Genomic DNA, 21920 nt, shown 5'->3' on the forward strand with positions numbered 1-21920 from the left:
CAAACCCATCCCGAAAAGCTCGACTATAATGTATACAGAGCAGGAGCCGTGACGCGTCGGCGTCGAGGAGGATGGGATGGCCCGAGAGATCGGCAGGCGTGGCTTTCTGAAGGCCTCGGCGGCTCTTGCCGCGACCGCAACGGCCGGGTTTTCGTGTATCGAGATCGCGAATGCCGCGACCATCGAGGTGCCTACGGTCGACACGCTGAGCTTGCGCGTATTGATCGACTCGTCCCACGATCAGTTCCTCAAGCCCGCGACGGTTCAGGGTGTCGTCCACCAGCCACCCGGGAACGGGCGCGGCAGCGATTACCGCAAGGTTCTGCACAACCAATGGGGCCTGTCGCTGTTCGTGGAATCGCGGCGCGCGGACGAGGCGCGCACGATCCTGCTCGATTTCGGCTACAGCCCCGACGCGTTGCTGAACAACATCGAGATCCTGAAGGTCGACCCGTCCAAGATCGACGCCCTCATCGTCAGCCACGGCCATCACGATCATTACGGCGGCCTCAACGGGTTCCTGGACAAGTACCGCGCATCCCTGCCCGCGGATCTGACGCTCTATGCCGGCGGCGAGGACAATTTCTGTCACCGCGTCAGCCCGAGCAAGGTGCAGGGGCAGTTCACGGATTTCGGCCAGCTCGACCGGCGTGAGTTGACGGCGCAGAAGATCAGGACAGTCCTGTGCGAGACGCCGACTGTGGTGGCCGGCCATGCCTTCACCACGGGTCAGATCAAGCGCTCCTCCATCGAGCGCATCCTGCCCAACACCTTCGTGGAACGCGGCATCAAGGACGGTCTCGGCTGCGATGCCACCCACTATTCGCCGGCTGAACTACAGGGGCAAATCATTCCCGACGAGCATGTCCACGAACACGCCACCTGCTTCAACGTGAAGGGCAAGGGCCTCGTCGTCATCAGCTCCTGCGGCCATGTGGGAATCGTCAATTCGGTCCGTCAGGCCCAGGCCGTCTCGGGTGTCGAGAAGGTCCATGCCATCGTCGGCGGGTTCCATCTCGGGCCGGCGCCGAAGGACTATCTCACCCAGATCGTGGCCGAGATCCGAAAGCTCGATCCCGACGTGGTCATTCCCATGCATTGCAGCGGCCTCAACTTCGCGCTGGAAGCCCAGGCGCAGATGCCCGCCAACGTGATCGTGCCGACCACGGGCAGCCGTCTCACCTTCGGTGCGTAGGTCCGCAACCGCGGCGCTGTTCCTGTCGCTCCTGGCCTGGCACACCATGGTGCCGGCTCGTGGCGCGGAGCCGGCGCGACGCTCGGCTGCGGAGTTGATGGATGTGCTGATGTGGAACCGCGAGCCGGTGGGCGGGCCCTTCAGCCTCGTCGATCACGAGGGGCGCAAGCGCACGGAGGCCGACTTTCGCGGCAAGCTCCTCCTCGTCTATTTCGGCTACACCTCGTGTCCCGATGTCTGCCCGACCGACCTCATGGAGATCGCCCGCGCCCTCACCCTGCTGGGCGCGGAGGCCGAGGCGGTCCAGCCGCTGTTCATCACCCTCGATCCGGAGCGGGACACGGTCGCGCATCTCGCCGAATACATCCCGAACTTCTCGCCCCGGCTCGTCGGACTGACGGGAGGACCGGCGGCGATCCGTCAGGCTGCCGATGCCTACCGGGTGTTCTTCGAAACAGGCGTGGGAGCGAATGGTGACAGGACGATCGACCACTCGGCCTTCATCTACCTGATGGACCGGTCGGGGGCCTATCTCGGCTTCTTCCCGCCGGGCACCTCGGCCGAGCGAATGCTGACGATCATCCGCCCCCATCTCGCTCATCCCTGACGGCTGCGCGTCGAGCCTCCACCGTCGATCAGATCATCGCGCCATGCCCCAGCGCCGCACGGTGAGCCGCTCGAAGGCCGCGAATACGATGTTCTCGACAACCAAACCGATGACGACGACGAGGACGAGGCCGGCGAAGACGCGGTCGGTGTAGAGTTCGTTGCGGTTCTGGAAGATGTACCAGCCGAGGCCGCCGCGCCCCGAGGAAGCGCCGAAGACGAGCTCGGCCGCGATCAGCGTACGCCAGGCGAAAGCCCATCCGATCTTGAGGCCGGACAGGATCGCCGGCAGGGCGGCGGGGATGAGGATCTGAATCACATAGGACGGGCCGCGCAGTCCATAGTTGCGCCCGGCCATGCGCAAGGTTTCGGGCACGCCCTGAAAGCCCGCATAGGTGTTGAGCGCCATCGGCCACAGCACCGAATGGATGAGGACGAAGATCAGACTGCCGGAACCGAGGCCGAACCAGAGCAGGGCCAGCGGCAGCAGGGCGATCGCCGGCAGCGGATTGAACATCGCCGTCAGGGTCGAGAGCAGGTCGCGGCCGAACTGGGTCGATACGGCCAGCGTCGTCAGCAGGAAAGCGAGGAGGATTCCGACGAGATATCCCTGCAGCAGCACGACGAGCGAGATCCGTACCCGATCCAGCAATTCGCCGTTCACCAAACCATCGAACAGGGCGGACATCGTGGCGCCGAATCCGGGCAGCAGCAGGTCGTTGTCCTGCCACCGTGCCAGCCCCTCCCAGAGGAGGATCAGGGCGACGATGATCAGGCCCTTGCGCAGCCAATCCTGCTGCCAGAGCCGGGTCGAGAACGGCAGCACCCGTTCCACCGGGGCTTCCACGAAGGGGGCGAGCACATGGTCGTATTCCGGGCGGATCGGCGGCACGAGGGGCCGGCCCGCGAGACTGGCATTGCTCATGCGGAGGCCTCCGTGGATGTGAGTCTTTCGGGTGCGGCCTCGAAGAGGCGGCTGTGCAGTCGCTGCACCGCGTCCTGAAAATCGTGGCTCCCGATGCTGGTCAGATCGAAAGCATGGCTGTTGAACTCGGCCCGCACCCGGCCCGGATGGGGCGAGAGCAGCGCCACCCGGTTGCCGACCACCAGGGCCTCCTCGATAGAGTGGGTGACGAAGAGCAGGGTGAAGCGGGCCTCGTCCCAGAGGGCCAGCAACTCCTCCTGCATCCGGCGCCGGGTCAGGGCATCCAGAGCCGCGAAGGGCTCGTCCATCATCAGGACTTTCGGCTGCATCGCGAGCGCGCGGGCGATCGCCACGCGCTGCTTCATGCCGCCCGAGAGCTGGTGCGGGTAGCTCGCGGCGAAGGGCGTCAGCCCGACCTTGTCGATGTAGTGGCGGGCCCGCTCCATCGCTTCGCGCCGTCCCAGCGCCCGTGCCGCGCGCAAGGGGAAGGCGACGTTCTGGGCCACCGTCTTCCAGGGCGGCAACTGGTCGAATTCCTGAAACACCACGATGCGGTCGGGGCCGGGCTCGCGAACCGGCACGCCGTCGAGGGTGATCTCGCCCTCGACGGGGCGAATGAAGCCCGCAGCCGCCTTGAGCAGGGTGGACTTGCCGCAGCCCGATGGCCCCAGCAGAACAAAGCGGTCCCCCTGGTGGATGTCGAGATCGATGCGATGGGTGGCGCGCACCACCCGCTCCGGCGTGCGGTATTCGAGAGTCACCCCCTTGATCCGCAAGAGCGGCGATGCCTCGGCCGCGATCGGGGAACGGGCGCGCGCGTCTTCACGCCGGATGGAACCCCGCGCGCGGGATTCGGGATGTTCGGCGATGGCAAAGTCGGAGCGGTGGGCTGCGAAACTCACGGCGTGCCGCCTCAGCTGCCGCTGCTGATGCGCGGATCGTCGAAGAAGTAGTCGCCGATGGCCAATGGCTCGGCCTTGATCGCGCCGACCCGGTGCATGAACTTGCCGAGGCCGATCGTGTTTTCCGGCTTCACCTTGAAGGTCGCCGCAGGGTTCTTGATGATCCGCGTCAGGAGAGCCGGGTCGAGCTTGCTGTTGTTGATCCGAAGATAGATGTCGGCGGCTTTCTCCGGGTTCTCGGTAATGAACGTCGCGGCTTCATCGAGCGCGCCCAGGAACGCCTTGTAGGTCTTCGGGCTATCCTTGTAGAATTTCTCCGTGGCGTAGAGCACGGTGGAGGAGGCCGGCCCGCCCTGCACGTCATAGGAATTGAGGACGATCCGGGCCTTCGGGTTCTCGGCCAGTTCCTGCTCTTGGAAGGGCGGGTTGCCGAAATGGCCCGAGATCTCCGTGCCGCCCTTGATGATCGCGGCGGTGGCCTCGGGATGCGGGACGGCGACGCTGATCTTGTCGAGTTTGGCGAAGTCCTTGTCGCCCCAAAGCTTCGCCGAGGCCAGTTGCAGGATGCGCGACTGAACCGAGACGCCGACGGCGGGAACCGCGATACGGTCCTTCTCGGTGAAGTCGGCGATGGTCTTCACGTCCGGATTATTGGTGACGAGGTAGTAGGGGAAGTTACCCAGGGACGCGACGCCCTTGACGTTCTGCCGCCCCCTGGTGCGGTCCCAGAGGGTGAAGAGCGGGCCGACCCCGGCACCGGCGATCTCGATATTGCCGGAGAGGAGGGCGTCGTTGACCGCCGAGCCGCCGGAGAGCTGGACGTAGTCCACCTTGATATCGAGGCCCGCTTCCTTGCCGTGCTTCTCGATGAGCTTCTGATCCTCGACCACGTTGAGGAGCAGGTAGACGACACCGAATTGCTTGGCGATGCGCAATTGACCTTCGCCGGCCGCAGCATGGCCCGCGGCCACCAGGGACAGGGCGAGCCCGCCGAAAAGGGAAGCGGCCTTGCGGCGCGAGAGGGACATGCGTCGGGTCGTCATGGGGAACCTGCTGTCGAATTCGGGCGCGGAATGCGGAGCCGGGACGTGAAAGGCGCCTGCAAATCTGCTTGGCGGCGCTCGCCGCGTCAATGAAATCGTTCTCTTTATAGAACAGCGGATGGAGATGATCCGTCTCTGGAACGCGTAGACTTTAGTAACTATCCGGCTTTCGTCGATAACAAGAAGGATATTTCCAGTACTTCAGTCGGAAGCTGGAGGCTGTTGGTTCATACCATCCCCACAGTCGTTCGTTTTATGGGACACGCCGGGCAGCTTGTCGGATGCAAGGCCGGTCACCGCCCCCGCCACACCAACTCATGTGCCGGATCGATCTCGCCCGATCGGCACGGGGGCCGGATCATGCCCGTCGGACACGCCGGTTGAGACGAGCGGCGAAACGCTCGCCGATGGTCTGCACCGCCTGGACCAGTACGATCAGCACGACGACGACGGCGAGCATCATCTCGGGGCGGAATCGCTGATAGCCATAGCGGATGCCGAGATCGCCCAATCCCCCGCCGCCGACGGCGCCGACCATCGCGGAATAGCCGAGCAGCGAGACCACCGCGAGGGTCAGGCCAAGGAGGATGCCGGGTAGCGCCTCCGGGATCAGCACCTTGCGGATGATGGTGAGTGGGCCGGCACCGAAGGCGCGCGCCGCCTCAACGAGCCCGGAATCGACCTCGCGGATCGCGGCCTCCACGAGGCGGGCGATGAAGGGGGTCGCCGCCACCGTCAGCGGCACCGTGGCGGCCCATAGGCCGATGGAGGTGCCGGCGATGAGGCGGGTGAAGGGGATGATCGCCACCACCAGGATGATGAAGGGTGTCGAGCGGGTCGCATTGACGACGAGACCCAGGATGCCGTTGAGCCACGGTGCGGCGAGCAATTCCCCGCGCCGGCTGGTCGCCAGGAAGATCCCGAGCGGCAAGCCGAACAGAGTTCCGAGACAAGCCGCGACGGCCACCATGGTGAGAGTGTCACCGGTCGCCTGGAGCAGCAGGCGGGTCATTTCAGGCGACACGGCGAGCCTCCACGCTGCGAACCGGCAGATAGCCGAGGAGATCGGAGACGAGACCGTGGGCGTCGAGGAACGCACGTGCGCGCCCGACGACATCCGGCCCCGCGGGCAGGCCCACCGTCAGTGAGCCGAATGGCTGCCCTGCGATCTCGTCGACGGTGCCGGACAGGATGTTGGCCTCGATGCCGGTCTCGCGCGCGAGCCGCGCGATGATCGGGTCGCTGGCGTGAGCTCCGCGAAAGGCGATCCGCAGAACCGCCGTGCCGCCGGCAATCGGCTGGGTGTCGATCTCGGCGCGAAGCCCGGCCGGCAGGGTCAGCCCCATCTCCCCGGCCAAGAGTGCCCGGGTGATCTCCGCCTGCGGACGGGTGAAGACCTCGAACACGTCGCCCTGCTCGACGATACGGCCCGCCTCCAGCACGGCGACGCAGTCCGCCACGGCGCGGATCACCGACATCTCATGGGTGATGAGCACGATGGTGAGGCCGAGCTCGCGATTGATCCGGCGCAGCAGCGCCAGGATCGACCGGGTGGTTTCGGGGTCGAGGGCGGAGGTGGCCTCGTCGGAGAGGAGCACGCTCGGTCCGGTGGCCAGCGCGCGGGCGATGCCGACACGCTGCTTCTGCCCACCCGAGAGTTCGGCGGGATAGCGGTCGCGCTGATCCTCCAGCCCGGTCAGGGCCAGCAACTCCCCGACACGGGCGCGGATCGCGGCCCTGCCGCGCCCTTCGATCTCCAGCGGCAGGGCGATGTTGCCGGAGACGGTGCGGGACGAGAGCAGGTTGAAATGCTGGAAGATCATGCCGATGCGGCGGCGCACCTGGCGTAGCGCGCGCTCGTCGAGGGACGAGACCTCGGCATCCCCGACCTTGATCGTACCGGCGCTGGGGCGTTCCAGCCCATTGATCAGACGGATCAGGCTCGATTTTCCGGCGCCCGACCGGCCGATCACCCCCAGCACCGAACCCGCCGCCACCGAGAGGTCGATCCCACTCAGCGCCGAGACGTCGACGCCGTCGCGGGTGACGTAGGTCTTCGCCACCTGCTCGAAACGGATCAGCACTTCCGGCGGCGGCGGGACGGCATCGCCGGGGCTATCATGATGAACTGACGACACGCAACGAACCTCATGGACCTGCACACGCATCGCCCATGCAGGATCGCCAGAATGACTAGGATTGAAAACGTATTTTTACATCTTATACTTTGGACGCTCAATGAAAACGGTTATCAAATCGATCGCCGATTGGAACAGAACGATCCCCGTATTCGCACCGAAAGGGAAGGATCCTCCATCCACCCACTCGACCCGGCTCTCGCAGCAGGACTTCCGAGCACCGATTTCCGCGAGCCAAGACGCTGCGGCACCATTCGGCAGCACGATTCGACCGCGCAGGCCGGACCCACGAAAATCACCCTTTCAGACACCCGCTCGATAGAAGATGCTATCGAATTCTCGAAAGTGTTCAGAATTTCATTTCATTGAATACAAGAGACGATTACGCTTTAATGCTTTGAGATCGGCAAGGGCGGCAGTGTCTTTGCACGACTCTGAATCTCTTGACCTTATGTTTCGCGTTCTTTGACGAACGCCCATTCGGACCCCGTCTTCATGTCGTTTGATATCATGCGTGAACCGCGCCGGTCGTCGAGCCGGCGCGGCTTCCTTCGGCTGGCCGGTGGCGCGGCGGGCGGGATCGGCATCGCGTCGGCCGCGCAGGCCCTGGATGCCGGCGATCCCCTGGCCGTTCCCGAATGGAGCCGGACGCCCGGCGCGCCGTCCGCATCGCCGCCCTATGGACGGCCATCGCCCTACGAAGTTCTGGGCCGCAAGTCGCGGACGCCGCCGACCTTTCCGGGAGCCGCCTCCACCGGCACGCCGCTCCAGCACCTGCATGGCATCATCACGCCCAACGGTCTGCATTTCGAACGTCATCACGCAGGCGTTCCAGCCATCGACCCGGAGCGCCACCGGCTGGCGATCCACGGCCTCGTGGAACGCCCGCTCGTCCTGACCATGGACGATCTGGTGCGGATGCCCTCGGTCTCGCGCATCCACTTCCTCGAATGCTCGGGCAATACGCCTTGGCTCGGGGCCAAGCCGGGCTGGACTCTCCAGGACAGTCACGGGCTCCTCTCCTGCGCCGAATGGACCGGGGTCGAATTGGCGACTCTGCTCGATGAGGTCGGCGTGAAGCCGGGCGCCGCCTGGATCCTTGCGGAAGGCGCGGACGCGGCCGGGATGACCCGGAGCATTCCCCTCGATCTCGCCCGCGACGGAGCGATCCTGGCCTATGCCCAGAATGGCGAGCGGCTCCGCCCGGAACAGGGCTATCCACTGCGGCTGTTCGTGCCGGGGGTCGAGGGCAACCTCAGCATCAAATGGCTGCGTCGGCTCAAGGTCGGAGACCAGCCGTTCCAGACGCGCGAGGAAACCTCGAAATACACCGACCTGATGCCGGATGGATCGGCACGGCAGTTCACCTTCGCGATGGAGGCGAAATCCGTCATCACCTCACCCTCCGGTGGCGAGCAGTTGCGAAGCCCCGGCTTTCGCGAGATCCGCGGTCTCGCCTGGACGGGACGCGGCCGCATCGCAGGCGTCGAAGTCTCCACCGACGGCGGAGCATGCTGGCAGGCAGCCGTTCTGGAGGGTCCGATCCTGCCGCGATGCCTGACCCGGTTCCGGCTCCCCTGGCGCTGGGAGGGCGGCCCCGCGCATCTCCTCAGCCGGGCCACCGACGAGACGGGCTACGTCCAGCCACCGCGTGAGGCGCTGCTCTCCGTCCGGGGCACCCAATCCTTCTACCACAACAATGCGATCGCCGGCTGGCGTGTCGCCGCCGGAGGAAACGTGAGCCATGCGGTTTAGCGGCCTCGGCCTTCTCCCCTGCCTGATGGTGACGGGCGCCGCCCTGGCGGACCCGTCCGGGCCCGTCTCCCTGTCCGGGATCGGTCGCCCCGCGACCCCGGAGATCCTCGCCCTGTGGGATATCGACGTGCGTGCCGACGGGCAGGGCCTGCCCGTCGGCCATGGCAGCGTGCGCCAGGGTGAGGCCCTGTTCGGCGCGCGCTGCGCCGCCTGCCACGGGGCGCAAGGGGAGGGTGCATCCGCCGACAGGCTCGTGGGCGGCCAGGGCAGCCTCGCGACGAGCAAGCCGGTGCGGACGGTGGGTAGCTTCTGGCCCCATGCCACCACCCTGTTCGACTATATCCGCCGCGCCATGCCCTACGACGCGCCGCAATCCCTGACTGCCGACGAGACCTACGCCCTCAGCGCCTATGTGCTGCATCTCAACGGCATCCTGCCGAGGGAAGCCGAACTCGATGCCGCCTCCCTGCCGAAGGTGCGGATGCCGAACCGGGACGGGTTCACCGCCGATATCCGCCCCGACGTGCCGGCGCGCGCCGTTCAGGCGCCTCTCACCGGGATGACCGCGCCGCGATAGCGCTCGCGGATGAATCCCGCGACCTCCGCCGATTGCAGGAGGGAGGAGAGCGTCTTGATGCGTGCATCCTGGGCCAGGGCCTGGGTCGTCACCAGCACGTTGGCGTAGGGGTTGCCCTCCGCCCGTTCCAGCCCGAGGGAATCCTTAGCCGGGTCGAGGCCGGATTCGAGGGCCATAGTTGCCGTTGATGACCGCGAGGGCGACGTCGTCGAGGGAGCGCGGCAATTGCGGCGGCGCCACTTCGATGAAGCTCAAGGATTTCGGGTTCTCGGCGATGTCGGCGGCCGTGGCGAAGGTGCCGTCGCCGCCGGGCCTGAGACGGATGAGGCCGTTCTCCTGCAGCAATTTCAGCCCGCGGCTGAAATTGGTGACGTTGTTCGACAGGGCGACGGTCGCCCCCTTCGGCAGGTCGGCGAGGCTGCGGACGCGGCGCGAATAGAGCCCGAGCGGCTCCACATGCACGCTCGCGGTCACGGCGAAGCGAGTGCCGAGCTCGGCCTCCTCGCTGCGCAGATACGGCACGTGCTGGAAGAAGTTGGCGTCGGCATCGCCATCGAGAACGAGGCGGTTCGGGCGGATGTCACCACTGATCTCGATGATCCGCAGGGGCAGATCCGGAGCGAGCTTGTCCTGCACATAGGTCAGGATCTCGGCATGCGGCACCAAGGAGGCGACCACCTTGAGGGGTGTCGCGGCCCGGGCCGCGGAGGCCGTGAGCAGAGCAAGGGTGCCGCCCAGCAGGGCGCGACGGTTCAGGGGCATGGTGATCCTTCCTGTTCGGGCGTGCCGGCGCGTCCGCCATCGAGCGTAGCGCAGGGCCCCGGGCGGGCACGCGCTTGAAGAAACGGGTCGGGGCGGGAGTTTGAGTCGGAGACCGCGCTACCAGACCGGCTCAAGGAAGCCCTTGTAGGTCTGCTCGATGTAGTCGCGCACCGGCGCCGACCGGAAGCTGCGGATGAAGGCGGTGAGACGCGGATCGTCGCGATTGTCGGGCCGCGCGACGAAGCTCAGCGTGTAGCGCCGATCCCCGGCCCCGTCGGTGATGAGGGAGGTCCTGGGGTCGCCGCCGGCGGCGATCAGGTAGGTGAAGCTCACCTGCGCCAAGGTCACGTCGTCCATCGCACGCGGCAATTGCGCCGCTTCGAGTTCGATGATCCGCAGGCGCTTCGGGTTGGCGACGATGTCGGCAACGGAGGCCTCGTCGCCGACGCCCGGCTTCAAGGTGATCAGCCTGGCGGTCTCCAGCAGGCGCAAGCCCCGCGCCGCGTTGACGGGATCGTTGGCGATGGCGACCGAAGCGCCGTCGGGGACCTTGTCGAGGCTGGTCACCGTCTTCGAGAACAGGCCCACGGGCAGGACCATGGCGCCCTCCACCGCCACCAGCTTGTAGCCCCGCGCGCGGATCGCGTTCTGGAGGTAGGGCACGTGCTGGAACAGGTTGGCGTCGATATCCCCCGAGGCCACGGCCTCGTTGGGCGTCACCCAATCGGTGAACTCGACGATCTCGACATTCTGCCCCTGCTTGCGGGCGAGATCGGCGGCGAAGGCCAGGGTCTGCCCCACCGGCCCCGGCGTCGCGCCGATGCGCAGGGGTTTTTCCGCAGAGGCGGGGCCGGTCACCAGAGCGAAGAGGACAGCCGCGAAGCCGAGGAGGCTGCGGCGGGTACGGAGCGGGGGCATCGTGGAAGCCTGTGATCGGGGAGGGGAAGAGGGTGCCGGTCAGGCGGCGGAGGCGCGGGCCTCGGCGCCGGTCCGGCGGAAGCGGGCGCCGGGATGGGTCGCCTTCAGGGTGGCGCCGCCGTCCGGGAACAGCTTTTCGCGGAGCGTGCCTGCGCGATACCGCGTCTTGAACGCGCCCCGGTCCTGCAACTCGGGCACGACGAGATCGACGAAGGCCTCGATCGTCTCGGGCGCGACGGCGCGGGTGAGATTGAATCCGTCGATATCGGCCTCGTCGGCCCAGGACAGCAGCGCGTCGGCGACGTCCGAGGGCGATCCGACGATGAAGGGGGCCCTCGCCCCGCGCGGGCCGAACTCGGCGAAATCGGCGCGGGTGAACGGGCGTTCGCCGGGCAGCGTCAGATTCTCCAACAGGGACTGCATGGCGTTGGTCTTGACGTAGGCGAGCCCCTCATGGGCATCGAGTTCGGACAGGTCGATGCCGGTCCAGCCGGAGACGAGGGCGAGCTGGCCCTCCACGTCGAGATATTGCGCGTACTCGTCGCGCAGATCGAACGCCTCGGCGCGGGTGGGGGCGACGATCACGGTGGCGCCGAGAAACATCCGGATGTCGTAGGGATCGCGGCCCGCTTCCTTCGCCGCCTGCCGCGTGGCGCGCACGGCCTTGCCCGCGATGGCCTTGGTCTGGCCGTTGAGGAAGATGCTCTCGGCATGGCGGGCGGCGAAGAGACGTCCCCGCGACGAGGCGCCGGCCTGGTAGAGCACGGGCGTCCGTTGCGGCGACGGCTCGCTGAGATGCTGCCCGTCGACCCGGTAGCTCGGCCCGTCATGGCTGACGCGGTGGACCCGGTCCGGCTGCGTGAACAGGCCGCTCGCCCGGTCGCGCAGGGCCGCACCGTCTTCCCAGCCTCCCTCCCAGAGCTTGTAGGCGGCCTCCAGGAAATCCTCGCCGGCATCGTAGCGCGCATCGTGTTCGCGCGCTTGGGGCAGGCCCATGCCGCGCGCGCCGCTCTCGAGATAGCCGGTGACCACGTTCCAGCCGATCCGCCCATTGGTGAGGTGATCGAGGGTCGAGAGCCGGCGGGTGAAGGTGTAGGGGTGTTCGTAAGTGAGGTTCGCCGTGACCCCGAAGCCGAGATGCGTCGTGGCATGGGCCATCGCCGGCACCAGCAGGAACGGGTCGAGGTTCGGAGCCTGCGCCGCCCGGGCGAGGGCGGTGGCCGGGCTGGCGCCGTAGACGTCGTAGACCCCGACCACGTCGGCGAGGAAGATCCCGTCGAACAGGCCGCGCTCGGCGGTGCGGGCCAGCGACACCCAGTAATCGAGGGTATTGTAACGCGCCGCCGCGTCGCGCGGGTGCCGCCACAGCCCGGCCCAGGTATGGCCCGGCGCCCCCATCTCGAAGGCGTTCAGCCTCAATTCGCGGCGTGGGCTCATGGCAGATCCAGGCAATCCGGGGCGACGGTATCGTGCGATGGGGAAGAGAGGCCTCGTTCACGCGATGCGGGAGGCCTTCAGGCGCATGAGCCTAGCCGGAGACCAGACCCGGTCAACAAGAATGATCTTTCAACGATCACCCCTTCCAAGCATACATCGTCTATTTTGCGATGTTTTAGAGCATAACATCTCCAAATCGCCCATCTGATCATTATTTATACTTGTCTGCCCTGCTCGGATTGACGATCAGGACGACCACGAGGCCGGGGGCCATCGAGCGCGAGCCCCTTCGGCGTCACGGCATCACAGGCACGGGATCGACGGAATGTCACAGACGGAAGCGGGATGGGGCGCGGGACCGAGCGCGGGCTACGAGGCGCTCGCGGCCGGTTTCCGGCCGGTCTTCGCGCGCATCCGCGCCACCGCCATCACCCGCGATCTCGCGCACACGCTCCCCCATGACGAGATCGACTGGCTGAAACAGGCGGGCTTCACCACCCTGCGCCTCGCACGCGAAGAGGGCGGCCATGGCGCGAGCCTGCCCGAATTGTTCAACCTCCTCATCGAGTTGTCTGAGGCCGACCCCAACGTCACCAACGCCCTCCGCGCGCATTTCGGCTTCACGGAGGACATGCTGTGCTCGTCCTCGCCGGAATGGCGGGCGCGCTGGACCGCCCGGATCGGCGATCGCCAGACCGTCGGCAGCGGCGTGTCCGAGACCGGCGAGGCCAAGGTCGGGCAGTTCGATACGGTGCTGCGGCCGCAGGACGGGCAATGGCTGCTCAACGGCCGGAAATTCTACACCACCGGCTCGCTCTTCGCCGACTGGATCCACGTCTCGGCCCAGGACGAGGCGGGCGCATCCCTGGTGGCGGCCGTGCCGGCGCGGGCACCGGGCGTCGAGATCGTCGACGATTGGGACGGCTTCGGCCAGTCGCTCACCGCGAGCGGCACGGCGATCTTCACGGACGTCCTCATCGGGCCGGAGTTGATCAAGCCCGATCCGGAGCGTTTCCCCTACGCGATGGGGTTCTTCCAGCTCGTCCATCTGGCGACTTTGGCCGGCATCGGCCGTTCGGCCGCCATCGACGTGTCGCGGCTCGTGGCCGAGCGCAAGCGGGTCTACAGCCACGGCAACGGCAGCCGGGCCGGCGACGATCCCCAGGTGCAGCAGGTGGTGGGGCGCGTGCGCGGCGCGGCCTATGCGGCGGGCGCCATCGTCCTCAAGGCGGCGGAGTCCCTGCAGCGGACCTACGACATCCACCGCGCGGGAGAAGCGGCGGACCATGCGGCGGGTATCGCCGACATCGAGGTGAACCAGGCGGTGACCGTGGTCACCAATCTCGTTCTCGAAGCCACCACGACCCTGTTCGATGCGCTCGGCGCGTCGGCGGTGAAGAGCGGTCTCGGCCTCGACCGGCACTGGCGCAACGCCCGCACCATCGCCTCGCACAATCCCCGGATCTACCGGGACCGAGCCGTGGGCAATTTCGCGGTGAACGGCACGGCCCCGCCGCGCCAATACCGGGTCGGCTCGGCCTGAAGCGCCCCCTGCCAAGCAAGCCCATTGCAACGAGAGATCAAGGACAGACCCATGTCACGTCGCCGGGACACGATGCGCCTCGGTGCCTTCCTCTATCCGGGCGGGCACCACGTCGCGGCGTGGCGGCACCCCTCGTCGCAGGCGGATGCGGGGATCGACCCCGCCCATTACCGGCGCCTCGCCAAGGTGGCCGAGGCGGCGAAGTTCGACCTGATCTTCCTCGCCGACGGGGTCAGTATCCGCGGCGACGACATCGACGCCCTGAGCCGCACGGCGATCCGTTATGTCGGACAGTTCGAGCCGCTGACCCTGCTCTCCCACCTCTCGGCGGTGACGGAGCGCATCGGCCTCGTGGCCACCGCCTCCACGACCTACAACGAGCCGTTCCACGTGGCGCGCAAGTTCGCCTCCCTCGACCATCTCAGCGGTGGCCGGGCGGGCTGGAACCTCGTCACCTCGGCGGACCCGCGCGAGGCCTACAATTTCAGCCGCGACAGCCATCTCGCCCATGCGAGCCGCTACGCCCGCGCCGAGGAATTCGTGGACGTGGTCGCCGGCCTCTGGGACACGTTCGAGGACGACGCCTTCGTCCGTGACCGCGACGAGGGCCGCTTCTTCGATCCGGCCAAGCTGCATGTGCTCGGCCATGAGGGCGAGCATTTCTCCGTGCGTGGCCCGCTCAACGTTCCCCGTCCGCCGCAGGGCCATCCGGTCGTCGTGCAGGCGGGCTCTTCGGAGGCCGGAAAGGCATTGGCGGCCCGGACCGCCGAGGTGATCTTCACCGCCCAGGCGACACTGGACGATGCGACCGCCTTCTATGCCGACGTGAAGGGCCGACTCAGCCAGCACGGCCGCGAGCCCGACTCACTCAAGATCCTGCCGGGCGCTTTTCCGGTGGTGGGTCGCACGATGGCCGAGGCCGAGGACAAGTACGACGCGTTGCAGGAACTCATCCATCCTGTCGTCGGCCGCTCGCTGCTGGAACAGCTCGCGGGGCTCGACCTCTCTGGCTATTCCGACGATGCGCCCGTTCCGCCGGCCAACGGGACGGAGGGCGGCAAGAGCCGGCAGGACCTTCTCGTCACCATCGCCCGGCGCGAAGGCCTGACCATCCGCGAGCTCTACCTCCGCATCGCCGGCGCTCGGGGCCACTGGACCCTGATCGGAACACCCGCCCGGATCGCCGACGCCCTCCAGGAGCGGTTCGAAGCTTATGGCGCCGACGGGTTCAACATCATGCCACCGACGCTCCCCGGCGGGCTCGACGATTTCGCCACGCTGGTGATCCCCGAATTGCAGCGGCGCGGACTGTTCCGAACGGAATACGAAGGGACCACGCTCCGCGAGAATCTCGGCCTCGCCCGGCCCCACCATCGTCGTCACGACGTGGCCCGGCCGGAATGATCCGCCGCAGCTTGCCCCGAGGCGTCCTCCTTCAGACGCCTCGGGGCAAGCGATGACACTTCCCGTCCGAGCCCCCCGATCTCACCCGGCCTTCCGCATCGGCGAGGAACCGCTCCTTCCCTCCTTGGCCGGGCGCCGGGCGCTGGCCTCCTGCAGGCGTTCGAGGAGGCGGGCCGCGAGATGGCCGCGCTCGACGGCATCCTCGCATTGCGCCCGCAGGAGCACGCGGCGGTCGCGGCGCTCGATATGCGCGTTGACCGGAAGGAGGATCGGCGGAGCGTTGGCACGGAAATCCGCCGCCAAGCCTTGAGGTCCTCCGCTCAACCGGGCGATTCCGAGCGTGCGGCAACCGACCCGGAGCCGGGCCAGGGTGACGAGGGCCTCGAACGCCTCCGGCGGTGGGCCGAACCGGTCCGCAACCTCGTGGCGGAGCGCCTCGACCTCGTCGGCGGTCGTCAGGCGCAGGAGCCGCGTATAGAGGCTCAGGCGCACTTCCGGCTCCGGCACGTAATCCGCAGGCACGCCGCCGGAGAGACCGATCCGGATCTCGGGGGTCCAATCCTCGGCGGTCTCACCCTTCGCGGCCCTCAGGGCGAGATGCAGAAGGTGCTGATACAGGCCGAGCCCGATCAGCTTCACATGGCCGGCCTGGTTCTCGCCCACGAGATCGCCGGCCCCGCGCAGGTCGAGGTCGCGGGCGCTGATGGCGAAACCGGCACCGAGCCGATCGAGGGCTTCCAACGTGCGTAGCCGCTTCTCCGTCGCCGGGCTGAGAGGCTTCTCCGGCTGGTGAAGCAGATAGACGACGCCCCGGCGTTGGCCGCGACCGACCCGGCCCCGCAGCTGGTGCAGCTGCGACAGGCCGAAACGCTCCGCATCCCAGACCAGCATCGTGTTGGCACGGGGCACGTCGAGGCCGCTCTCGATGATGCTGGTCGCCAGCAGCACGTCGCCCTCGCCATCGGCGAAGCGCACCATCACGTCGTCCATGTCCGCCGCCTTGAGCTCGCCATGGGCGATCATCGTGCGCAGGTCGGGGACGAGCTTGGCGAGACGCTCCGCCATGGGGCCGATATCCTCGATCCGCGGGCAGACGACGAAGCTCTGTCCGCCCCGTCGATGCTCGCGCAGGAGCGCGTCCCGCAGGCCATCTGCGTCGAACGGCGCGATCACCGTGCGGATGGGCTGGCGCACCGCGGGCGGCGTGGCGATGACGCTGAGGGATTGCAGTCCGACGAGGGCGGATTGCAGGGTGCGGGGGATCGGCGTCGCCGTGAGCGTGAGGACGTGACCGTCCCCCGCCGTGTTGCGGAGCGCCTGCTTCATCTTGGTCCCGAAGCGCTGCTCCTCGTCGATGACCACGAGGCCGAGATCGGCGAAACCGACGCCCTTGGCGGTGAGGCAATGGGTGCCGACGACGAGGCGGATGCTGCCGTCGGCGAGCCCCGCTTTCACGCGCTTCGCCTCGGCCGGCGTGACGAGCCGGGAGAGATGGGCGACCTCGATGCCGAAGCGGGCGAAACGCCGGGTAAAGGTCTGCACATGCTGGCGAGCCAGCACGGTGGTGGGCGCCACCACCGCCACCTGGCGACCGGCGAAGATCGCGGCGGCGGCGGCACGCAGGGCCACCTCGGTCTTGCCGAAGCCGACATCGCCGCAGACGAGCCGATCCATCGGCCGCCCCGAGGCGAGATCGCCCATCACCCCGTTCACGGCGCGCGCCTGATCGGCGGTGAGGTTGAATCCGAAACCGGCGGCAAAGCGCTCCATCTCCCGGACCGGGGGTGATAGAACCGGCGCCTTGACCTCCCGGCGTGCCTCGGCATCGGCGAGCATCATGCGGGCCGCCTTGGCCATGCAGGCCTCGGCTTCGAGACGCCGACGCCCCCAGGACCCGCCTTCGAGTTTGTCGAGGGTCACCGCCTCGGCCTCCGAGCCGTAGCGCCAGATCCGGTCGGCCTGGGAGACCGGGACCATCAGGATCGCGTTTCCGGCAAAACGCAGACGCAGGGCGTCCTCGCCGCCTTCCGCTCCGGTCTCGACATGCTCCAATCCCTCGAAGACGCACAGACCATTATCGCGATCGACCGCCACATCGCCGATGCGCAGCTCGACCTCGCCGATGGGAAGGCTCGCCGTCGGCTCGCCCTCAGCCGCAGCGGCGGCGCGGCTCCCGAACAGGTCGGCGGCTGCAATGACACAGACACCCTGTCCCGGCACCCTGAATCCCGCCTCGATGGGAGCGGCCAGCGCCAGGATCGCACCGGGCCCGGCGCGGGCAACCTCCGTCCAGTTCGTCACCTTTCGTGCCTTGCGACCCAACACACGCTCGGCGACGCGGATCAGGCGACCGAGAGGCTCCTCCGGTCCCGTCAGCAGGATGCGTTCTCCGCTTTCGAGATGCCGGCGCAGGGTCTCGGCGAGGGCCGCATTGGGACGGGCCTTCCGCACGAAGGCCGGAATGGCGAGATCCTCGGATTCGTCCGCCGACGCGGTGGCGACACGTCGCGTCTCCTGAAGGGACGCCCAACTCCGGGGGGCGAGATAGAGGTCGCCGAGGTCACGGTTCCGGTCGCCGGCATCGCGCCCTTCGGCGATCTGCTCGAAGAAGGCGTCGGCGCGCTGTTCGGCGCCGGTCTCGACCACGAGGCGGGCATCCGGGACGTAGTCCAGCACCGTCGTGAGCGTAGGGTAGAAGCGAGGAAGCTGGTGCTCCTGACCGGTGAAGGGCCGCAACTGGTTGTCCGATCCCTCCGGCAGAAGGATCTCCGTCGCCGGGTCGATGACCAGTCGCTCGGCCTCCGCCAGGGAGCGCTGGGAGACCGGATCGTAGGACCGGATCGCGATGACGCGGCCGTCCTCGTGCTCGATCCGGCAGGGGCGCGGCGCAGCGGCGGGGAACACGTCCACTGTCCTTCCCCACACCGCCACCTCGCCCGGCTCGTCGACCCGGTCGTCCAGGATGTAGCCGAGGCGCTGCAACGTCGCGGTGATCGCCGTCGGGTCGAAATCGTCGCCGACGCGGATCTCGAGATGGGCCTCCGCCCATGTCTCGGGCGGTGGAACCCGCTGGATCAGTGCGGGGGCGGTCGTCAGGACGATGTCGGGCAGGGCGGCGGTGTCCGTGAGCCAGCGCAACACGCCCGTGCGCTGCCCCATGACGCCGCGCGACGGCGAGGTCCGGTCGAAGGGCAGGCAATCCCATTCCGGGTAGATCGCAACGCTGCGATCGGGTGCCAGCGCCCGCAGGATCGCCGCGATGGCCTCCTGCCGGTGCGTTTCGCGCACCATGTGGATCAGGGGCTTGTTCAGGGCCACGAGGTCGAGGAGCGCCACGGCCAGGGCGCCGATGGGAACGAGGGGAGCGACGACCTCTTCGGAGGCGTTGTCGGGAGACGTCCTAGTCCGGCGTTTTGCCATCGGGGAGTGCGCTGCCCATCATTGATGTCGGGAGTCGGCAAACGTGGGCCGACGCGACTCGGGTCCCGAGATTCACGATCTGTCCCCAGTTTGTCGCAGACCGTACCGAGTGCGGGATGATGGGGTGGACGAGGGCGTCATCCATGGCCGGGCGGGGGCATTCCTCCCTGCTCGACGTGTCGCTCATACAACCCTCCGCCCGCGTGAATCCAAGCCGGTTTCAAGCGCGGGACAGGCAGGATCGGACGGATCGTCCGCGCTGGAGTAAAGCCCGCCGCATGACGCATGTTGACCCCGTCCGATGGCGGTCGTTTGCCCCCTCCGATGGCGGTCATTTCTCCCCAAGGATGCCGAGGATCTCGGTGCGCAGGCTCAGGAGCTTCGGGTCGTCGCGGCGGCGCGGATAGGGGGCATCCACCGCGATCTCGGTCCTGATCCGAGCCGGTCGGTCGCTCAGCACGATCACCCGCTGGGCGAGGATGAGGGCCTCCTCGACATCGTGGGTGACGAGGAGCGCGGTGAAGCGGCTCTCCTGCCAGAGCCGGACGAGTTCACCCTGCATGGCGAGGCGGGTGAGAGCGTCGAGCTTGCCCAGAGGCTCGTCGAGGAGCAGCAGGCTCGGATCGTTGACCAGGGCCCGGGCGAGCGCCGTGCGCTGGGCCATGCCGCCGGAAAGCTGGTGGGGATAGGCCTCGGCGAAGTCGGCAAGCCCGACGAGGTCCAGCGCCTCGTCGATGCGGTGCCGATGGCGGCGAAGCAGCCCGCGCGCCTCCAGGCCAAGCGAAACATTCCCCCGCACCGTGCGCCAGGGATAGAGCGTCGGATCCTGGAAGACGAGGAGCCGTTCCGGATCGGGTCCGGCGATCGTCTCCCCGTCGAGGGCGAGGGTGCCGGTTTCCGGCGGTTCGAGACCGGCGGCGAGGCGCAGCAGCGTCGACTTTCCGCAGCCCGAGGGGCCGAGCAGGGCGACGAAGGAGCCCGGCGCGATGGTGAGATCGATGTCGTCGAGGACGGGCAGGCGCGTCCCGCCGATATCGAAAGCGTGGGAAACACCTTTGACAGCGAGGGCTCCACGCCGGCTGGCGGCAGAGGTGCCGGTGGGCGCTTCGAGGGTGGCCGCTACCATTGGACGAGCCCCTTCTGCCAGGACAGGACGCGATCGCGCAGGCGGAACAGCAGGGTGATCAGGGTCGAGCACATCAGCGCCATGGCGATGAGAGCGGCATACATATTGGCATAGGCCGCCCACCCTTGCGCCCATTGCAGGTACCAGCCGAGGCCGGATTTCACGCCCAGCATCTCGGCCACGACGAGAACCGCGAAGGAGGCGCCGAGGCCCATGAACAGACCGACGAAGACGTGGGGCAGCGCGGCCGGGATCGCGACCTTGCGGATGAGGAAGCTCTGCGAGGCGCCGAGCGTGCGCGCGACATCGTAATAGGATTTGTTGGCGGCCGCGATCCCGGACCAGGTCAGCACTGTCACCGGGAAACCCGTCGCCAGAGCCACAAGGAACGTGCTCGCCGACCAGGACGAGGGGAACACGAAGAAGGCCAGCGGCAGCCAGGCGGTGGCCGGGAGCGGTCCGACGAAGCGCAGGACCGGATGGACCCAGTAGCCGGCCGTCCGCGACCAGCCCACCGCCACACCGAGAACGAAGCCGACCGCGGCACCGATGAGGTAGCCGCCCGACAGAAGGATCAGCGAATTGACGATGCTGCCGCCGAGTTTCGGCCAATCCTCTGCGAAGACTTCCAGAATCGCCTGAGGAGGCGGGAAGAACGGCATCGGCAGCCATTCGAACTTGGCCGTCACCAGTTCCCAGATGGTGAAGGCGAGGGCGAGGGCGACCGTCCAGGGTCCCCAATGGCGCAGGCGGGCTCCGACCCGGCCGAGGGCAGGGAGAAAGGGGCTCGCCAGAAGCAAGGCCGCACCGATCAGGCCAGTGCCATGTCCAAACGTGGTGGAATACGGAAAATCGCCGTTCTCCGGCAGACCGATCGTGAGGGCCGCGAGGGCGAGCCAGACGGAACCGGCGAGGAGACCGACCCACCACAGGGCAGCGAGACGAGTTCGCCATGCGGAGCGACTCGATACCGTGGCATCCGCATCCGCATCGGCGGCTCGGCGGAAGCCTCCGCCGAACGCCCCCGTCAATGAACTCGACATGGATGCCCCTCAGCTCAGGACGTCGGCATAGACCCGGTCGGCGAATTTCGCCGTGTCGGTGGACCGGCGGATCACGTTCACGCGCTTCAGTTCGTCGCCGTAGAGGGCGATCTCCTGCTTGAGGGTGATGCCCACCGGCCGGTGATCGTGCGTATGGCTGCGCAGCATCGCGGCCAGATCCTCCACCGAGCCTTTGCCACCGTAATTCGAGAAGATGCCGGCGGCATCCAGCGGATCGGTGGCGACGCGGTGACCACCCTCGAGGATGGCGCGGGTGAGGGCGGCTGCTACCGCCCGGTCGTTACGGATCAGGCTGCCGCGCAGGGCCACCACGCAGCAGGAGCGCGTGGCGAAGCTGCCTGTCAGGTTGGTGGCCACTTCGGTGAAGCGCGGGTCCTTCAGCCAGATCCAGGTGCGCGGGTCGGCATCGGCCAAAGCCTGGGCTTCGCCCTTCTCCACGGCGAGGTTGAGGAGATCGGCTGGGTATTGCCGCCATTCCACCTCCCTGTCGGGATCGATACCGGCATCCGACAGGAGCAGGGCGAAGAAGTTCTTGGCCGGGCTCGCATGGTCGCTGATCGCGATGGTCTTGCCCTTCAGGGAGGCAATGTCGCTGATGCCTGCGGATTTTGCGCCGAGCAGCCTGAGGCAACCGCCATGGAGGCCGGCGGTGATCTTGACGTCGAATCCCTGTTCGAGGGGCTTCAGCCAGCGCAGGGCCATACCGATGCCGGCATCGGCCTTGCCGGTGGCGATGGCCTCCAGCAGGGCCTCCGTAGACCCGCCGAAATTGATGAATTCCACGTCGAGCCCGTAGGCCGCGAAGATGCCCCGCTCCTTGGCGACGGGGGCCGCGGCGGTGCAGATGGCATTGGCGTTCCAGGCGAGCTTCACAGGCCGCAGCGGGCCGCTCCATGGCTCGGTGGCCACTGCCGGCGCGCACAGGGGACCGGGATCGAAGGGCACAGCAGGGCCCGGAACCCAGGCACGCCCCGCCGTCGCGGTGAGGCCGAGGGGCAGGGCGGCCGCGACGGTGGCGCCCGCTCTCAGCAGGCGGCGTCGGGACAGCAGGTCGTCGGTCATGGTCGTCTCCGGGGCCGCGAGCAGCCCGCCTTCATGGATCGAT

The 21920-nt window shown here is 67.6% G+C and carries 20 protein-coding genes; 7 read left to right on the forward strand and 13 right to left on the reverse strand.

Annotated elements, in window-relative coordinates:
* Positions 1-76: 76 nt before the first annotated feature.
* Positions 77-1195, forward strand: a complete 1119-nt coding sequence (locus ACYQOP_RS16525; RefSeq protein WP_461223085.1) for an MBL fold metallo-hydrolase — start codon at positions 77-79, stop codon at positions 1193-1195.
* On the forward strand, positions 1188-1802 hold the full coding sequence (locus ACYQOP_RS16530) for an SCO family protein (protein WP_461223086.1): 615 nt from the start codon (positions 1188-1190) through the stop codon (positions 1800-1802). Before ACYQOP_RS16525 ends, ACYQOP_RS16530 begins: the two co-directional genes overlap by 8 nt.
* Positions 1803-1835: 33 nt before the next feature.
* Here the strand turns inward: ACYQOP_RS16530 and ACYQOP_RS16535 are convergent, their stop codons facing one another.
* The 5 genes from ACYQOP_RS16535 to ACYQOP_RS16555 all read right to left on the reverse strand — a co-directional run bounded on the left by ACYQOP_RS16535 (position 1836) and on the right by ACYQOP_RS16555 (position 6839).
* A complete protein-coding gene (locus tag ACYQOP_RS16535) occupies positions 1836-2726 on the reverse strand; it encodes an ABC transporter permease (RefSeq protein ID WP_461223087.1) in 891 nt (296 codons plus the stop codon).
* On the reverse strand, positions 2723-3559 hold the full coding sequence (locus ACYQOP_RS16540; protein ID WP_461225352.1) for an ABC transporter ATP-binding protein: 837 nt from the start codon (positions 3557-3559) through the stop codon (positions 2723-2725). The genes ACYQOP_RS16535 and ACYQOP_RS16540 overlap by 4 nt, the downstream gene beginning before the upstream one ends.
* 80 nt (positions 3560-3639) lie before the next feature.
* Entirely contained in the window at positions 3640-4671 is a 1032-nt protein-coding gene (locus ACYQOP_RS16545; protein ID WP_461223088.1) for an ABC transporter substrate-binding protein, read from the reverse strand.
* Positions 4672-5029: 358 nt separating this feature from the next.
* Positions 5030-5695: a methionine ABC transporter permease gene (locus ACYQOP_RS16550; protein WP_461223089.1), complete on the reverse strand. Its 666-nt coding sequence runs from the start codon at positions 5693-5695 to the stop codon at positions 5030-5032.
* Complete coding sequence (locus tag ACYQOP_RS16555; protein WP_461223090.1) at positions 5685-6839, reverse strand: methionine ABC transporter ATP-binding protein; 1155 nt, start codon at positions 6837-6839, stop codon at positions 5685-5687. Before ACYQOP_RS16555 ends, ACYQOP_RS16550 begins: the two co-directional genes overlap by 11 nt.
* Here ACYQOP_RS16555 and ACYQOP_RS16560 point away from each other — a divergent pair.
* The 3 genes from ACYQOP_RS16560 to ACYQOP_RS16570 all read left to right on the forward strand — a co-directional run bounded on the left by ACYQOP_RS16560 (position 6822) and on the right by ACYQOP_RS16570 (position 9141).
* A complete protein-coding gene (locus tag ACYQOP_RS16560; RefSeq protein ID WP_461225515.1) occupies positions 6822-7178 on the forward strand; it encodes a hypothetical protein in 357 nt (118 codons plus the stop codon). The genes ACYQOP_RS16555 and ACYQOP_RS16560 overlap by 18 nt on opposite strands.
* Positions 7179-7304: 126 nt before the next feature.
* A complete protein-coding gene (gene soxC / locus ACYQOP_RS16565) occupies positions 7305-8564 on the forward strand; it encodes a sulfite dehydrogenase (RefSeq protein ID WP_461223091.1) in 1260 nt (419 codons plus the stop codon).
* On the forward strand, positions 8554-9141 hold the full coding sequence (locus ACYQOP_RS16570) for a c-type cytochrome (RefSeq protein WP_461223093.1): 588 nt from the start codon (positions 8554-8556) through the stop codon (positions 9139-9141). Before soxC ends, ACYQOP_RS16570 begins: the two co-directional genes overlap by 11 nt.
* Here the strand turns inward: ACYQOP_RS16570 and ACYQOP_RS16575 are convergent.
* From ACYQOP_RS16575 to ACYQOP_RS16590, 4 genes are all read right to left on the reverse strand, one after another.
* Positions 9105-9317 (reverse strand): MetQ/NlpA family ABC transporter substrate-binding protein, encoded by a 213-nt coding sequence (locus ACYQOP_RS16575; protein WP_461223094.1) that lies wholly within the window; start codon positions 9315-9317, stop codon positions 9105-9107. The two genes, ACYQOP_RS16570 and ACYQOP_RS16575, sit on opposite strands and share 37 nt — an antisense overlap.
* Entirely contained in the window at positions 9286-9903 is a 618-nt protein-coding gene (locus ACYQOP_RS16580; RefSeq protein ID WP_461223095.1) for a MetQ/NlpA family ABC transporter substrate-binding protein, read from the reverse strand. The genes ACYQOP_RS16575 and ACYQOP_RS16580 overlap by 32 nt, the downstream gene beginning before the upstream one ends.
* A 117-nt stretch (positions 9904-10020) precedes the next feature.
* Positions 10021-10821: a MetQ/NlpA family ABC transporter substrate-binding protein gene (locus ACYQOP_RS16585; protein ID WP_461223096.1), complete on the reverse strand. Its 801-nt coding sequence runs from the start codon at positions 10819-10821 to the stop codon at positions 10021-10023.
* Between the two features lie 39 nt (positions 10822-10860).
* Positions 10861-12258 (reverse strand): LLM class flavin-dependent oxidoreductase, encoded by a 1398-nt coding sequence (locus ACYQOP_RS16590; protein WP_461223097.1) that lies wholly within the window; start codon positions 12256-12258, stop codon positions 10861-10863.
* Positions 12259-12583: 325 nt separating this feature from the next.
* Here ACYQOP_RS16590 and ACYQOP_RS16595 point away from each other — a divergent pair, with 325 nt between their 5' ends.
* Complete coding sequence (locus ACYQOP_RS16595; protein WP_461223098.1) at positions 12584-13801, forward strand: acyl-CoA dehydrogenase family protein; 1218 nt, start codon at positions 12584-12586, stop codon at positions 13799-13801.
* 51 nt (positions 13802-13852) lie between these two features.
* Entirely contained in the window at positions 13853-15205 is a 1353-nt protein-coding gene (locus ACYQOP_RS16600; RefSeq protein ID WP_461223099.1) for an LLM class flavin-dependent oxidoreductase, read from the forward strand.
* 81 nt (positions 15206-15286) lie between these two features.
* On the opposite strand, the gene ACYQOP_RS16605 is transcribed toward ACYQOP_RS16600, so the two are convergent.
* The 4 genes from ACYQOP_RS16605 to ACYQOP_RS16620 form a co-directional block, all read right to left on the reverse strand.
* Positions 15287-18625 (reverse strand): DEAD/DEAH box helicase, encoded by a 3339-nt coding sequence (locus ACYQOP_RS16605; RefSeq protein ID WP_461223100.1) that lies wholly within the window; start codon positions 18623-18625, stop codon positions 15287-15289.
* Between the two features lie 331 nt (positions 18626-18956).
* Complete coding sequence (locus tag ACYQOP_RS16610) at positions 18957-19751, reverse strand: ABC transporter ATP-binding protein (protein ID WP_461223101.1); 795 nt, start codon at positions 19749-19751, stop codon at positions 18957-18959.
* Positions 19745-20794 carry an ABC transporter permease gene (locus tag ACYQOP_RS16615; RefSeq protein WP_461223102.1) on the reverse strand — a complete coding sequence of 350 codons (1050 nt, stop codon included), beginning with the start codon at positions 20792-20794 and terminating at the stop codon, positions 19745-19747. Before ACYQOP_RS16615 ends, ACYQOP_RS16610 begins: the two co-directional genes overlap by 7 nt.
* 9 nt (positions 20795-20803) lie before the next feature.
* Positions 20804-21877: an ABC transporter substrate-binding protein gene (locus tag ACYQOP_RS16620; protein WP_461223103.1), complete on the reverse strand. Its 1074-nt coding sequence runs from the start codon at positions 21875-21877 to the stop codon at positions 20804-20806.
* Between the last annotated feature and the right edge of the window lie 43 nt (positions 21878-21920).

The sequence above is a fragment of the Methylobacterium sp. CM6247 genome (genome assembly GCF_054817925.1).